The 15281-nt window shown below is 31.4% G+C and carries 16 protein-coding genes; 14 read left to right on the top strand and 2 right to left on the bottom strand.

Annotation, left to right across the window (positions count from 1 at the left end; translation table 11 throughout):
* Positions 1-200: 200 nt before the first annotated feature.
* The 8 genes from AB1284_RS10995 (at position 201) to AB1284_RS10960 (ending at position 10181) form a co-directional block, all read left to right on the top strand.
* On the top strand, positions 201-656 hold the full coding sequence (locus AB1284_RS10995; protein WP_429749425.1) for an Lrp/AsnC family transcriptional regulator: 456 nt from the start codon (positions 201-203) through the stop codon (positions 654-656).
* A 1255-nt stretch (positions 657-1911) separates the two neighbouring features.
* Positions 1912-2892, top strand: coding sequence for a tyrosine-type recombinase/integrase (locus AB1284_RS10990; protein ID WP_429749426.1), 981 nt, complete (start codon positions 1912-1914; stop codon positions 2890-2892).
* A gap of 282 nt (positions 2893-3174) precedes the next feature.
* Complete coding sequence (locus AB1284_RS10985) at positions 3175-3732, top strand: helix-turn-helix domain-containing protein (protein ID WP_429749427.1); 558 nt, start codon at positions 3175-3177, stop codon at positions 3730-3732.
* Positions 3733-3828: 96 nt separating this feature from the next.
* Positions 3829-4158, top strand: coding sequence for a hypothetical protein (locus tag AB1284_RS10980; protein ID WP_429749428.1), 330 nt, complete (start codon positions 3829-3831; stop codon positions 4156-4158).
* Between the two features lie 327 nt (positions 4159-4485).
* Positions 4486-7698, top strand: a complete 3213-nt coding sequence (locus tag AB1284_RS10975; protein ID WP_429749429.1) for a hypothetical protein — start codon at positions 4486-4488, stop codon at positions 7696-7698.
* A gap of 60 nt (positions 7699-7758) precedes the next feature.
* Positions 7759-8715 (top strand): helix-turn-helix domain-containing protein, encoded by a 957-nt coding sequence (locus AB1284_RS10970; RefSeq protein WP_429749430.1) that lies wholly within the window; start codon positions 7759-7761, stop codon positions 8713-8715.
* A gap of 657 nt (positions 8716-9372) precedes the next feature.
* On the top strand, positions 9373-9945 hold the full coding sequence (locus tag AB1284_RS10965) for a hypothetical protein (protein WP_429749431.1): 573 nt from the start codon (positions 9373-9375) through the stop codon (positions 9943-9945).
* Between the two features lie 68 nt (positions 9946-10013).
* Entirely contained in the window at positions 10014-10181 is a 168-nt protein-coding gene (locus AB1284_RS10960) for a hypothetical protein (protein WP_429749432.1), read from the top strand.
* A 552-nt stretch (positions 10182-10733) separates the two neighbouring features.
* Here the strand turns inward: AB1284_RS10960 and AB1284_RS10955 are convergent.
* Positions 10734-10937 (bottom strand): hypothetical protein, encoded by a 204-nt coding sequence (locus tag AB1284_RS10955; RefSeq protein ID WP_429749434.1) that lies wholly within the window; start codon positions 10935-10937, stop codon positions 10734-10736.
* Positions 10938-11088: 151 nt separating this feature from the next.
* On the opposite strand from AB1284_RS10955, the gene AB1284_RS10950 reads away from it, so the two are divergent.
* The gene (locus AB1284_RS10950; RefSeq protein ID WP_429749436.1) at positions 11089-11676 is read left to right on the top strand and encodes a hypothetical protein; all 588 of its coding nucleotides are present in this window, start codon (positions 11089-11091) and stop codon (positions 11674-11676) included.
* Between the two features lie 63 nt (positions 11677-11739).
* Here AB1284_RS10950 and AB1284_RS10945 read toward each other — a convergent pair whose 3' ends face one another.
* Positions 11740-12087, bottom strand: coding sequence for a cytoplasmic protein (locus AB1284_RS10945; RefSeq protein ID WP_429749438.1), 348 nt, complete (start codon positions 12085-12087; stop codon positions 11740-11742).
* Positions 12088-12291: 204 nt separating this feature from the next.
* Between AB1284_RS10945 and AB1284_RS10940 the strand changes: the two genes are divergently transcribed.
* The 5 genes from AB1284_RS10940 (at position 12292) to AB1284_RS10920 (ending at position 15279) form a co-directional block, all read left to right on the top strand.
* Entirely contained in the window at positions 12292-12459 is a 168-nt protein-coding gene (locus tag AB1284_RS10940; RefSeq protein ID WP_044441988.1) for a hypothetical protein, read from the top strand.
* Positions 12460-12569: 110 nt separating this feature from the next.
* Complete coding sequence (locus tag AB1284_RS10935) at positions 12570-12812, top strand: HNH endonuclease (RefSeq protein WP_429754294.1); 243 nt, start codon at positions 12570-12572, stop codon at positions 12810-12812.
* Positions 12805-13125, top strand: a complete 321-nt coding sequence (locus AB1284_RS10930; RefSeq protein WP_429749440.1) for a hypothetical protein — start codon at positions 12805-12807, stop codon at positions 13123-13125. Before AB1284_RS10935 ends, AB1284_RS10930 begins: the two co-directional genes overlap by 8 nt.
* 83 nt (positions 13126-13208) lie before the next feature.
* Positions 13209-13565 (top strand): P27 family phage terminase small subunit, encoded by a 357-nt coding sequence (locus AB1284_RS10925; RefSeq protein WP_429749441.1) that lies wholly within the window; start codon positions 13209-13211, stop codon positions 13563-13565.
* 25 nt (positions 13566-13590) lie between these two features.
* On the top strand, positions 13591-15279 hold the full coding sequence (locus AB1284_RS10920) for a terminase large subunit (protein WP_429754295.1): 1689 nt from the start codon (positions 13591-13593) through the stop codon (positions 15277-15279).
* Positions 15280-15281: the final 2 nt, after the last annotated feature.

Here is a 15281-nt window from a genome sequence, read left to right as displayed (position 1 = left end):
CTTTAAAACATTGGAACCATTTCGATTGTTACGATAACTCATACATTAACATCTCCTTTGATCACTTTTTAATTGATACTGATATTTTATGGGAAATAATGTATAATTTACATGCAATTAATAAGTTGTTTTAGTTAGATTACTTTCATTTTATTGTTAAATAAGTGGGTTGAGTTTATAAAAATAAAGGGGAGTTGCATATGGATCAAGTTGATTCAAAGATATTAGAGTTACTACAAAATCACGGTCGGATGTCAATGGTGGACTTGGGAAAAGAAGTAAATATGACTCAGCCAGCCGTTAAGGAAAGGGTTCGGAAGTTAGAAGATAAGGGGATTATTGAGAATTATCAAGCTGTTGTCTCACGAAAAAAGTTAGGGAAAGATACAACTGCATTTATTCTTTTTCAAGCAAATAACTGTAATCAATTTGTTGAGTTTTGTAGACAGTCACCGCATGTCATTGATTTATACAGAATAAGCGGACAATATAATTACTTGCTAAAAGTGGCTACAAGTTCTCCGGAATCACTAGAGACTTTTAGCGATTCATGTAATAAGTATGGTCGTCCAACCATTTTGATGGTATTGTCTACGCGTTTTGAACAAAAAGTTATGCTTCCTGAGGTTCTTTCAAATAGTAATATACATTCATAGGAAGAGAATCGTGTTTAGACGACATTAAATGTATAGTATAGTGAAGCGAAATTTATGAAAGAAAGACGAGGAAATTACTGCTGAAATCTCTTTGATTTCCTTGTAGAAAATGAATCTATAGTCGCTATAAGTGTTACATAAAAGGATGAATAATTGAAGCGTTAAATCACACATAAATTTTTCTATCGCCGAATACGAATTTAATAGTGGTGATAGGGATGGCCAAAAGAAAAACAAAAAATGGCTATAAATTTGTAGTTTTTGAAGTGCCCAATTGATGAAGAGGAAAAACAGAAGCTATACGAAGGATACAAGGAGCTGTTATATAAATTGTTTTTCACACAGGGGAATATAGAAAATCCAAAAAGTATAATGCCTAATTATGCTCTATAGTAAAGTTTTTTACGTACAAAAGAAAAGACACTCCTACGAGTGTCACCATCATATTGCATTCGAGGTTTAAAAAAGGGACGAAAAAGTATTCCTTTTTCAAATTAAATTTAACATATTATGGTATATATAGTAAATTGAGAAATATTTTATAAAAAATTCCTAATGTTTAGTATAGATATTTTTCACTATATATATAGTAGAAAAAGAGATGTTTATTTATATTCCTAAAAAATATTAAAACTTCATTTACAGCAGATTTAAAGCAATGTTTGGAGAGCTTTAACTTCATTAACTATAACCTGGCCCAAATAGGAGAAAAGGAAAATTTTTATGTCATTGATAATAATCAGGAACACTCTATTAGAACTTCTGTTAAATTGCTAACAGAGGTTCTTCTATTCTTGGAAAAGAATTTGTAATCTCTTTAGTATGTCCCTGAAATTCAATTTAATACTTTATTATACTTAGAAGGTGTATGTGTATGATGAAGATGTATCTAGGTTTATTTAATTCAAAGTTTAGGTTTCTATTGAATCTGAATTAAAAAAAAATAATTTTCTATTGGATTTCCTTATTGATAGTTAATCTATGATTGCCTTCCATCTAAGTTCTACTATATAATGGCTATAGTCTAAAATAAGTGAGTTGCAAACTGCGACTTTTAGGACATTCAGTGAGAAAACGCTGGATGCAGCGGTATTACTAGGAGGAACTACATGATTACAGTAAGTAACGTAAGTTTACGTTTTGCAGATCGTGTTTGACTCCGAGTGTAATTTATCGCTCACAAATGCTTATATATCAACGGACAGATTACGTTCATCTTTTTAGCTAGTCGCAAGCTATAAAGGAGGAGTAATCGATGAAGAAAAAACGCAGTCGTTATCTAAACGACGAAGAGTTAGAGTTAGTTGGTGAGGCGAAACATGACTATGTCGGATCATGGGATCAAGCGATATCATCATTTATGAAAGACTGTGAATTGCGTGGTCTCAGAGAGGCAACTTTATTTTATTACGAAAAAGAAATGCGGATGATTTTTCGATACTTAGAAGAGCAAGAATTAATCGATTTACCACCGTATAAGTTTACGAAGACAAACGTAGAAGATAACATAATACTCTACATGAAGAATATAAAAAAGCTTTCTGCAGCAACGATTAATATCCGATTACGTGCGTTTAGGACGGTTGTAAAATGGTTGTATGAAAAGGAAATGATTCCGAATTATCCGATGAAAAACGTTAAGTTACTTAAGGATAGAACAAAGGAAATCATCACGTTTACTCCTCAGCAACTAACACGCTTTTTTAATGCGATAGATAAAACGACATGGACAGGCGTACGTAATTACGCAATATGTATCGTGTTACTTGAATGTGGATTACGTCAGAACGAGTTGTTAAATCTCGAAGTTACTGACGTTTTGTGGGAAGAAAATACGATATTGGTGAAACATACTAAAACCTATCGCATGCGTAAAGTTCCAATCACTGAGGAAACGAAAGCAGCGATTAAACGTTGGTTAAACATTAGAGGAGAATCGTATACAAATCAATTGTTTTGTAATATAGCGGGAGAACCATTAACACAACGTGGGATATACCAGATGATCGCTCGTTATGGCAAAGAGGCGAAAATAGAAAACGTAAGAGTTAGTCCGCATACATTTCGTCACACATGCGCTAAGTTATACTTAAAAAACGGAGGAGATTTATTTTCGCTACAACATATTCTTGGACATACTGACATTGCTATGACGAGACGGTATGTACAATTCATGTACGATGATGTAGCCGCGCTTCATAAACAATTTACTCCGCTTAAGTCGATAAAATTATAGATAGTATAAGAATAAAACGTCACTTTTATAGTGGCGTTATTTGTTTTTTTAAGTACGCAAGATTATAAACTATATTATGTGGAAGAAATATTGTATTGGTCTTAAGTTATTTAAATAATATTGGATTTGTTAAATAGGATTACAGCGTTAGATTTATAAGGAGACTTATAAAACGACTTATAAAATGAATAAAATAAATAATTATAAGTCTATTGACTTATAATTATAGAAGTATTATATTTAATTTATCAAGTAAAATTATATGGAAAGGAGGTAGGACAAATGATAATACTGGAATACATAATTAAACTAAAAGAAATGAAGAAAAAAGATGTTGCTGCAATTGCAGAAGTATACCCGCAAGTATTAAATGATTGGTTAAAACAAAGAAGACCTATTCCAAAAGATAAGTTAATTAAGTTGTCAGATTACTTCGATATTCCAATGGAATACTTTGAAAAAGAATCTAATGCGCAAAACCAAATTGCTGTTAATAGCTTGTTAAATAAGAGTGAAAAGGTCGAAAAACCGTCGAAGTATAATGATGTTATTCCACTGGTATTGGATGATCTTGAAAAGTTACTAAGGAATGATACTCAAGTGGAAAGCTTGTTGATTGATGGGTACAACGTCTCTGATAGAGTGCTGGAGGTCTTAACAGATTTAGCCCTTTTGCTTAACATATATGCAAAAGAAGATGTAAGTAAAATTTTTATAATTGAAAATTTCTTTACCATGTTATTGATGCGTGATACTTCATGGGAAAAAAATGTTGAAGAAAGCAACGATGAACTTTGGAAGGATTTGTTTATTGTCTTAAAAAAACATAAAGTCATATAGCGTTAAGATTTTTAACGCTATTTTTCGAATAAATAACCACCAAAAATAAACATATAAAAGGGGAATTGTCAGAAGAAATGGGGGGGGATTAATTAGATGGACGCATACAACTTATTAATCAGATTCGGCAGATTCTTGGATCAAGGACATGAATTTGAACCAGAAATAGTATTAGCAACAATTGAATTCATTAACAAAAAACTACAATGGACACCTGTAGAGGACTTTTTCAGGGTATTTCCACCGATTAAAGAATTTGAAGATGATGGTTCATGGGACTATAAGTCAACATTAGAATACATAAAAGAAAACTATGGTGAACGATTCGGAAAGGACGACTTTATAGATTTGCTTATGACGCATTGTTATGAAAATAGGTATGTAAGGGAATTGGATTGGCCTTTATGCTTGCCACATCAGCATTGAGGAAACGACAAACAGGCATTGATATGGTTACTGAGTTTTTTACTTACCACAATAAATAAGGAGAAAGAAGATAACTACATCTAATACATTAAATCAATCTAAATCACTACTATTTTTTTAATATATAAAAACACAAAATAACATGCTGAAATGAATAGTATCCATATCTGTCTAAAAAACTGACAATTTCAGATGCTATTCTGCATGTTTTATATACCATATTATATTTCTCTTGTTCCTTTAAAATAAAACATATAGGTAATCTATATTGAAATTATAAGTTCATACAGGATAAATGTCAATAAAAAATTGATGGGAGAACAATATATGAGACAACGTTTATTTAAAATGTATAACTTTGATCGTAACTGTATAGAAAATGGAACTATTAATCCAGAAAATCTTGATCAATACGTAACTACTCTAAATGATAGTTTCCTACTGTTTGCACTTGAAAAATATAAAGATGAAACATTAGAAGACGGTCAATTTATTACTGAGATAATTAAGGTAATGCTACCAGCAAATGAGGATGATGCTAAACATGAGTGGGAAAAAGGACTAATATTCAACGGATACGAATATTATGCTTGGTTTGCCACAACGAATGGTATGAAGAAGGAAAATGGTGCTGGTAAGTGTGAAACAATATTTATACGTGAAGATTACACAAGATTTGCACAGGAATTTGAACACCTAATATCATTGGGGAAGTTTAAGGAGATAGCTGATAGCGGTGAAGAAATCTGTATCAACAAGGACGTTCTTAGCCGCATATCATTAGCAACAAGTAGCTCCTGTATGGCTGGTGATATGCCTAATACTATCGTACTGCCACAACCACAATACAGAATCATAAAGGACTACAAGACTGTTAAAAAGGTAATAAAACGAAAAGATGATAAGGATGTAATTGATTATGATTTAGTAGATCACCATTTCGATGACAAAATTGATGTTTTTGATGGTGGAGGGGTTGCTACTCCTAATGTATTCATGCAGATTCAAGAGGAATTAAAGTTAAAATATCCAGTAGAATTCGCAATCATTCGAGGCTATGGCGTTGCAATGAAAGGCATGATTACCAAGTTTAATATTATAGGCTACCTAGATGAGGTCTATAAAGGGGACACACCGTATTATAGAAAAGTGAATGGTCAGTATCAGTTACTTGATATGTGGAAAGAATGGCAAACTGTAACTGATAATACAATCCTATTAAATGAGAGCATGGTTAAATTAGCTAAGTATTACGATGCTAAGAAAGATGAGAACTGGAGTACATATAAGAAAAGATTAAGTAATGTTGATGCTAAGTATAGGGACATTGTTAACAAACTATACGTAACGAAGGTTAACAAGCATGATGAAGAGATTGAAGACTATCGAAGAACAAACTATCAGCTAATCAATGCACTAGCAATTAGCAAATGGGACTACATTCAACTCATCAAGGAGGATGTACGTACATACAAAAAAATAGTATCACCATTTGAAAGGGACACTACGGATGAATGGATAATTAATGCGGATGCGATTAGATTATTTTTCAAAAATATTGTTAATCATGTGGATGATGAAGAGATAGATCGTGTGAATCTTAACATTGCAACAAAGACACACGAACTACTAAATATATCCGAAGAATTCGTTAAATTGAAAACTGTGAAAAATAATCTAGCGTCAATTGTTAAAAAGAGAAGTAGAGATATTGCGTGTGGAAAGTTCACAATCAAAGCTAAGTATCAATACATAGGGATATGCCCAATCTCATACATAAACTTTGCAATGTATCGTGATCAAGGTGACGAAGGATTGCAATCTGGTCAATTTTATAGTGGAGACTGTAATAATGGGGATGTACGTACAATAGCTCGCAATCCACTATGTGCATATAGCGAGGTACATAATGTAACTTTTGTGAGAAATAAATTGTTTGATAATTGGTTAAGCTCATGTCGTGAACTTATCTATTTCAATCAGAAGTCAGATATTTTGTCACTGATGTCTGGAGCTGATACAGACGGAGATGCAATTATGTCAATAGATAACGAAATGATTAAACGCTCTGTAGTTGTACCACAAGATGGTAAATACTTCATCAATACAGATGACGGTCAAGCGGTAAAGATGAAATACACAACTGAAAATAGATTCATATCAACGTACAGAGCAAGTGGTAATCTAATTGGTTCTATTTCTTTGAAATCAGCATACATTAACTCTTTAGCTCAACATTCTCCTGCTTTTTATGATACTGTCAACGATACATTTTTTAGAAAGTATGACGTTGGTGTTGAGCAGGGTGAACGCGAAGCATATATTCAAGAGAAACTTGATAATGGTGAGTGGACATTTACACGTAATCCGGATATTAGTGAACGGCATAGGAAGTATGTTAAGAAGAGATTCTATGAGTATGAAAAGGATATATATATTGTACTGTACAACTCAATGGTTGCGATAGATGCTCCCAAAACTCTGTATTTTCCTAGTAATGAAGACATGAAGATTCTTGATGATAAGTATTATAAAAAGGCTGCATTCCTTAAATATAAGGAGAATGAGGATGATGTGAATGACGATCAATATAAAAATACATTTGGGTTACTAGATTCGATGACTTGGATTGTGGAGAATAGACTATTGGATAAGATAAAAGCCACATCTAAAAAATTTGAGGATAGATCAGACATTATACAAAGTGAACTGGTAAATGTAGAATACGATGTTAACCGATACAGTGTTTGTTTAGATGAGATAAGTGATTTATACAGTAAGTATACTAATGAGCGTGAGGAGGCTAATAGACGTTATATGAGCTTAAAAGGAAAGGAAAATAAACGTATAAACAGATTAGAGCGTGAGGGACGAATGGATAATTTTGAGGATGCTCAGCATAAGTTTAACTTATGCAAGTTTAGAGCTGACAGAAATACTGCTTACAAGGTGATTGACGCTAAGTATTTACCGATTGCTGACGTTATTATTAGTAAATATGACATGTCTACAGTAGCAAATGTACTCGGTAATCTTAAAAACTGTACAGAAGGCTTCATTATTAATCTATTCTATCCAGTGTTCGAGTATCTAAATAGCAAACTGAATTGTAATAGATACGTATATAAAAAGGGTGTCAACGGAGATATCAAATATCTGCATGAAAACTATATTAAGATTCCGGTTGCTAACGTAAATAACCGTGGTATTGTGCGTAAGTTACATATTATTGATAAGCAAAGATTAAAGCTTATTGATGTGAAAGCTGATATTCGTGCTAAAGTACTTAATGATAACACTATTGATGTCATTGAAACAGAATTTAACAACAATGGAAAAATTACATTTGATGTAAAGGTTAAAGAAAATAGGGTTATATTAACACTCGATGGAGTTGATTTGCTAGGAGTGTTTAATGATCAGACACAGATTGATGAGTATAACTTATTTAATTGTAGCAAAGTCAAAGCTGAAATGTTAGTTGACATTGCTAAAAGTAGGAAGAGTTTAAAACTAACTGTTACTGAAATTGTTGCATAAAAATGGGGGTGGTAAGCCCCATTTTTATGCAGTGAACATATCAACTAGGAGGAAATAAACGTGAATTATGATGTGTTAAATATATTATTACAATACGATGATGCTGAATCAAAAGTATTTATGCCGAATGAAACTTTTGAAGATTTAAAGAGTGCTATTACTAATAGCCCGCATATTGGATTTGCATATTCTTATATTTACTTTATTACTTGGCAGTATAGATATGTTAAACACATGGGTAATGATGGACTAATTAACAATTGTAAAATAAAGGAGATTCTTGGCTATAATCCAACTACAAAAGGACTTGACTATCTTACTAAAAAGAATGGTCTACTTGATAAATTAGAATATACAAAAACTGTAAAGGATTTCCCTGTTTCGTGGGAATATAAAGAATTAGAAGGATTGGAATTTAGTATGCTTTCTGAACATGAAGAGTTATTAGGGTTTTGGAAATTACCTAGAAAGTATACTATTAAATTTCCTGTAAAAGCATTTTACCGACACTCTAATGATGAAGAAATGAAAAATGAATATAATGAAGGTTATGAAGACGGAACGTTTTATGATGTAAGCAATACTCATATGATTCCATTTGAGGTATTCATGTATTGTATGAGTAATAAAGAAGTAAGTTGTACTGGATTCTATTTGTATTCGTACTTGAAATATAAGAATGATAAATATAGAGCTGGATATGACGTTTCACTTGATAAATTGGCAGATGAAACCGGTATCAGTAGAAGTACAATTAATAGATACCTTGATTCATTGAAAAAGTTTAATCTTATCAGATTTATAATCAACCAAGAATTTGTAATAGGATTATCAGAAGAATATAGACGTGCCAATACATACAGTGTTAATGAATATTTTGCATTTGAGGATTTACCACAAAAGTACATCACAAGAAATGTAATAGATAGTAAGACATATTTTAAACGATTAGAGGAATCAGAACGGATAAAACAACAAGTTGATGAACGAATGGATTTCTTACCAGCTAACTTCTAACTAAAAAATAAAAAAGTTACATTTTGGAACTATATATAATCTTACATAATTGTTTTTTTGAAAAAGTTATAAATTGATACTATATATAATACTATATTTTAAATTATAATAAATATAGTTAAATATATAATACTATATTATATATAGTGTCAAAACGTAACTTTTTTGATTTTCAATTAAATATACCTTTTATTAGAAATAACGGCGTACTATTTGGTACGTCTTTTTTATTTAACGAATAGCTATATAGAAATGATTAGGGTGCTACCGCACCCATTTTTGTGAAGTATATCCGTAAAGTTTAAATTTGCAACAAGTAACTGTTTACTGAACTGCTTGCTGGAGATTTGGATACCTAGAAAAGGAGGGAAATGAATGGAGGATTAGGATATAACGTCAGTAGTGTTTGATTTAATATACAATTACTAAAAATATCATGATTGTAATACATAAGCTATAAATAGATTCAAATTTGAATTTATTTATCCAAGCTAAATTTGGATTGATAAATTGAGGTTTGACAGAGAGGTCAGAGTTGGTGAAAGGCGGCTCAAAGGAGTGTCGTGATGATATGCCTTCAATTTATCAGTGTAGAGAGACTCCTATTTTGGGAGTCTTTTTGTATTTATTAATATAAAAATTGGAGGAGAAATATAGATGGAAAATAAATTTAGAGAAGACACAATTTTAGTTGATGAAAAGGAATTGTATCCGATTCCAAACTATCCGGGATATTTTGCAGATATTGAAGAAGGAAGAGTGTTTAATACATTCACTGAGAAGTGGTTAGGTGAAGGTTCTAAAGGTTCTAAGCGCACAGGATATATTTATATTACAATGAAGGATGCTAACGGTAAAAAAAGTCCTATCAGTTTGCATGCTGCTATTTTCACAGCTTATATGGGAATAACGAAAGATTTCTATTTGGATAAAGGAATGACGTTACATCATATTTCAGGTGATAAGACAGATAACAGTTATTTTAATTTAATTCCTGTGTTACATAAGCATCAATATAATGATATTGAAACAAAGAAACGATTAAAAAGTAGAAGTACACGAAGATTAACACCATCAGAAAAAGACGACTTGGAAACTGCATGGGAATCATTAGAGAATCCAAAACGATCTGATTTTGTAAATGAATGGTCTGATAAACTAGATGTTTCGTGGCGAACAATTGATAATTATGTTAAAAGATATCTTATTGATGAATACATAGAGGATTAAGATTTAATCATTAACATATACATAAGTCTATTAATCTCCGAATATAGATTAATAGAGGTGATAGATTTATGGGAAAACGTAAGCCTAAAGAATATAAAGTGTTCTTTATTGAAAGTGAAGAAAAAATTAGTGATGAAGAATTGTTAGAAAGATACAGAAGATATGAAAATTTGTTATATCGACTTCTTTTTAAAGGAGAATTTAGAAAATCAAAAGAGGATAAATTCAATACCTGACCCTGCTGTATGGCGGTGTCTTGTTTATATAAAAAGAAAAGACACCCGCTAACGAGTGTCACTACCAAATTACTTTCGAGGTTTGATAAGGGACGAATGAAAAAGTAGCCTTTTTCAAATATAATTTAACATATTATGGAATGTTTAGTGAATTGATAAAAATTATACGGAAGATTTAGTATAAATACTTTTCACTATCAGTATAGTGGAAAATAATGATGTGTTTTTTGTTCAAAATAAAAAAAGGAACTCAATATGAGCACCCTTTTTTAACTATAAGATCACTTATGTATTTAGGACTTTCATCCTATGAATATTTTATTAGATTTATCCCATAATTGTATAATTTTTAATATGGAGAAAAAACTAATGCATAAAATTAAGAAGCTACCCCAAAGTTTTACGTATACATTTAGATTTTTTCTAAAAAAGATTATATTAGCAATAAGTGCTATGATAAAAGAAATAGCGAATATAGTTCCATAGTGAGCCACAAAATGATTAACGTTTGAATCACCAATGTTAATGTTAAAATTCATAAAAAATTCCTTTCTATCCTACAACTAGTTTAAATGTCTGATACATACAAAACAGCATAACGAGCGCTGCTATTTTACCAGCAATTGATTCATTTATCACTTTCATAAGGATGATTTTAACAAGTAACCCTATAAATAGTGGGACAAATAGTATAATTGCAAGTTTCATAGCCATGTTGTTTATGATTGGATGAAGTGGTTCAAAGTTTATTTGCATGATTTTCTACCTTTCTATTTATAATCTATTTATTTTTATAATACAATTATATGTTTTTTGTCTACTAAAAAAGGAAAAAGATGAGTGAAATTCAAGTTTATTACCATTTTATATGTTAATATATAAATAAAAAGTAAGATGGTGGTAATAAATGTATATACGAAAAGAACCGAAATTTATTAAAACTGTTGCATATATGGACGAGAAAGTAAAAGAGTATATAGATACCAAGTGTACATTCCGCAATATAACCTTTACACAATGTGAAGAACTAATTAAGAAATTAAGAAATAATCACTCTGATGAGCAATTATACCTCTTAAGAGATAGTTTAGAGATTGAGAATGAAATGAATAAACAAACTGGACTATTACAGTCTATGTTAAATATTATAAGTACAGTTCTTCTTGGGATGACTGTTACTATATTTACTTTTTTTACTGCGAATTTTCAAATTATCTTCAATTTATTTGGAAAGGCAACTTTAGATTTAACTCCTGACAAAGATAAAGTAAAAACAATTAATGAAATACAAAAAATGTTAACTGATTCAGTTAACATTTCTCTTGATCAAGTGTTAGGGAAATTATTTATAGGTTTACTTATAGGTGTAATTGGTATGTGTTATTTTGTAAATAAGGCGCACAATCAGATTAGTAGAAAAGCTTTGTTCTATCATAAAATAATTGAGAGGAGTATTGAACTTCAAGTGCCTAGGCAAGTAAATGAAGAAAATTAGCATCCTTTTATTTGGGTGCTTTTTTATTTTAGATAGGTTTTTCATGTAGCACATGATATATCCTTATTTACTGTTTAAAATCTCATTCATTATTTCTTTTATACTTTTTAAGTTTGATTGATTAATATGTGAAAAATGGTAATTTTCATTTCTAACAAGCATATTTTTTACTTTTGAATTTAGAAAGGGAAATACATGTCCTGCATAATCATCAAGGGATTTGCAATTAATGTCTTCTTCCATGAAAATACTATATTTACATGTCAGTTCTAATAGTGGATTACCTTCATAATCAAACTTATTTTTAGATTCGATAATTTCTATAAGTGCATTATTATCTTTAAAATAAATTTTGTCTTTGATATTTAGATCATAAGAAATGATGACAGCTATACCTATTGCATTAATCATATATTTCCTCCTTTAGTAGTCATATTTACTAAATTATACCAAGTTATGTTGAAAGTAAATAGTGAAAGGGAAACTGATGCATGGTTGCTCTTTTATTATGTAAAAAGTGTATAAGTCGTGTGAGAGTTGAAAAAAAGTATATTATCTTTCTCAATGTACATATTAAGTAAAGTGTTTAATATCATACATAAAAGGCGGGGTAATATGAGTGAAAATAAGAAAAATGAAGAATTAAATAAGGTGAAGAAGTATTATTTTAATGAGGATAATCAACCAGTAGCTGGTATAGAGTTAACTTTGCCGCCTGATATAGGAAGCTTGTTAGACCCGAAATCAGTTAATGATGAAAGTAGAGATATTGATAATGAATAAGTTTAATCTAAGCATCCATTCGGGTGCTTTTTATTATGTCTAAATAAGTGAGGTGAAAGACAATGACTAACTTCTATAAAATAAAACGCTGAAAGAGTAAGCGATCAAGGATACTAAAGCGTGATGAGTATCGTTGTCAGGAATGTAAACGATATGGAAGGAACAAAGAAGCTACAACTGTACATCATATCCATCCATTAAGTAATAGACCCGAGTTACGTTTAACAACATGGAATCTAATTAGTCTCTGCAATAAATGTCACGAAAAGATGCATGATCGAGTGACAGATGAGTTGACAGGGCTAGGAAAGCAATGGCAAGAAAGAGTAGAAAGGATGAGTGGAAATGGATAAAATCAATACAGATTTGCAAAGGAAGATTAATGCGCTTGGTCTTCTGTCTGTAGGAACTACAATACATAATGAATATCTTAAGGAACGTGATGTAGTAGGAAGTGATGTAAGTCATTTCGAGTATTACAAAATGTATGGTAAACAACCTATGTTTTATTCAAGAGAATATCTTATCAGTTCAACAATCGAAGAACTATTGAAGAAGGATAAAAAGAATTATCAACAATTCTGTCCTTCTTTTTTTGTTCCATTAAAAAGAAAGTTTGGTGTAGAAATTAAGATTGTGGGAGAAGAAACGTATCCCCCTAGCTAAGTTTTAAAAATAAAACCACTCTGGGGAACGAGGAGGGGAGGTTTTTCCAATAGAGCAAATGCTAGAGAAAAAGGGGTGATGACATGGCGAAAACGAAACGAGCAGTCGAAAATGAAATAAAACGAAAAATGAAAGAACTTGGAATTTACAAAAAAGAGTATGATCAAGTTATTAAAATTTATGCTGGAATGTTATATCAATACCAAATATTTGAAAATAAATTTGAAGAGTCAGGATTTCAAATCACAGAATCGTACACAAATAAAGCTGGTGCCACAAATGAAAGGAAAGTCCCACTTCTGACGGCGATGGAGAGTTTAAGGAAAGATATTGCTTCCTATTCGGATCGTCTTTGTTTGAATCCTAAATCTCTTGAAACAGTAACTGTTGAAAATAATACAAAATCTAAATTAGCAAGTGTGTTGAATAGACTTGAATAAAAAATACAAAAATTATGATTTAGTAATGGAATATGCCAAAAGTATTGTTGAAGGAAAAAAGTTAGCAAATAAAGAACAAATTCAAGGTTGTGAACGTTTTTTCAACGATTTAGAGAATCCTGAGTATGAATTTAATCCAAAAGATGCTGAATTTGTTATAGGAATCATTGAAAAAACATTTGTACATGCTCAAGGTGAGATGTTAGATGGTACGCCATTACGTGGAACGCCTTTTTTGTTAGAACCATTCCATAAATACCAGGTTTATAATTTGCTTGGTTTTTATCATAAAGGAACAAAAATTAGACGCTTTAAAGAAGCGTTTATTTATATTCCACGGAAAAATATAAAAACATCGTTTGCTGCTGCATTAGCTTGGGCTTTGGGTTTATTGAATCGAAAGTCAGGGAGTAAAGTTTATATTGTGGCTGCTGCGTTGAAACAATCGCTTGAAAGTTTCAACTTTATTAATTTCAACTTAGATCAAATGGGAGAAAAAGAAAATTTCCGCGTTATCGATAACAATCAAGAACATTCTATTTCTGGTGATCTTGGTGATGGTTCTCTTTATATTCAAGCGCTGGCGGCAAATCCTGATAAACAGGATTCATTAAACTGTAATATTGCAATTGCCGATGAGTTACACGCTTATAAAACGCCAAAACAATATAACATCATCAAAGAAGCCATGAAAGCTTATACAAATAAGCTAATGATTGGTATAACAACAGCCGGAGATGATATGACAAGCTTTTGTTACCAGCGCTTACAGTATTGTAAAAAGATACTTGATGGCACTGTGAAAGACGAAGCTTATTTTGTATTCATTGCAAAGGCTGATGAGGATGAAAAGGGAAATGTGGACTACACAAATCCAATTGAACATCAAAAAGCAAATCCTGCTTACGGTGTTTCTATTCGTCCAAATGACATTATGAACGATGCATTACAAGCGCAAAACGATCCACAACAACGAAAGGACTTTTTAGCGAAATCATTAAACATTTATACTTCTGCAATTCGTGCTTATTTCAACTTGGATGAGTTTAAAGCTTCTGATAAAAAGTATAATTGGACGCTTGAAGAATTATCTAAGTTAAAAATTGATTGGTTTGGCGGTGCTGACTTATCAAAAATGCATGATTTAACGGCAGCCGCTTTATATGGAAATTATCAAGGAGTAGATATTGTTATTACTCATGCATGGTTCCCAATTGTGGCTGCGACTCAAAAAGCTGAAGATGATAACATTCCATTATTCGGCTGGAAAGATGATGGTTGGTTGACAATGTGTAATACACCAACTGTAAATCATTCCGATATTGTTAATTGGTTTATCGAAATGAAGAAAAAAGGATTCAAAATTAAGCAAGTCGGTTTTGATAGAAAGTTTAGTCGTGAGTTTTTCCTTGCGATGAAAAAGAAAGGCTTTGCAATGATTGACCAGCCACAATATTTTCATAAAAAGTCTGAGGGATTCAGACGTATTGAAAAGAAAACGAAGGATGGAGAGTTTTATTACTTACATTCACAAGCGTTTGAGTATTGTGTGCAAAACGTTTCTGCCATTGAAAAGACAGACGACATGATCCAATACGAAAAAGTTATGCCAAACCAACGCATTGATATCTTTGATGCATCTGTTTTTGGTGCAATTCGTATGCTTGAAAACTTTGAGAAATCCGTTGATGCTTCAACATGGCTAGAAAATTAATT

Source organism: Bacillus sp. S2(2024), from assembly GCF_050474045.1.
In the GTDB taxonomy this organism is placed as follows: Bacteria; Bacillota; Bacilli; order Bacillales; family Bacillaceae_G; genus Bacillus_A; species Bacillus_A yunxiaonensis.
This window is presented reverse-complemented; position numbering and strand designations above follow the sequence as displayed.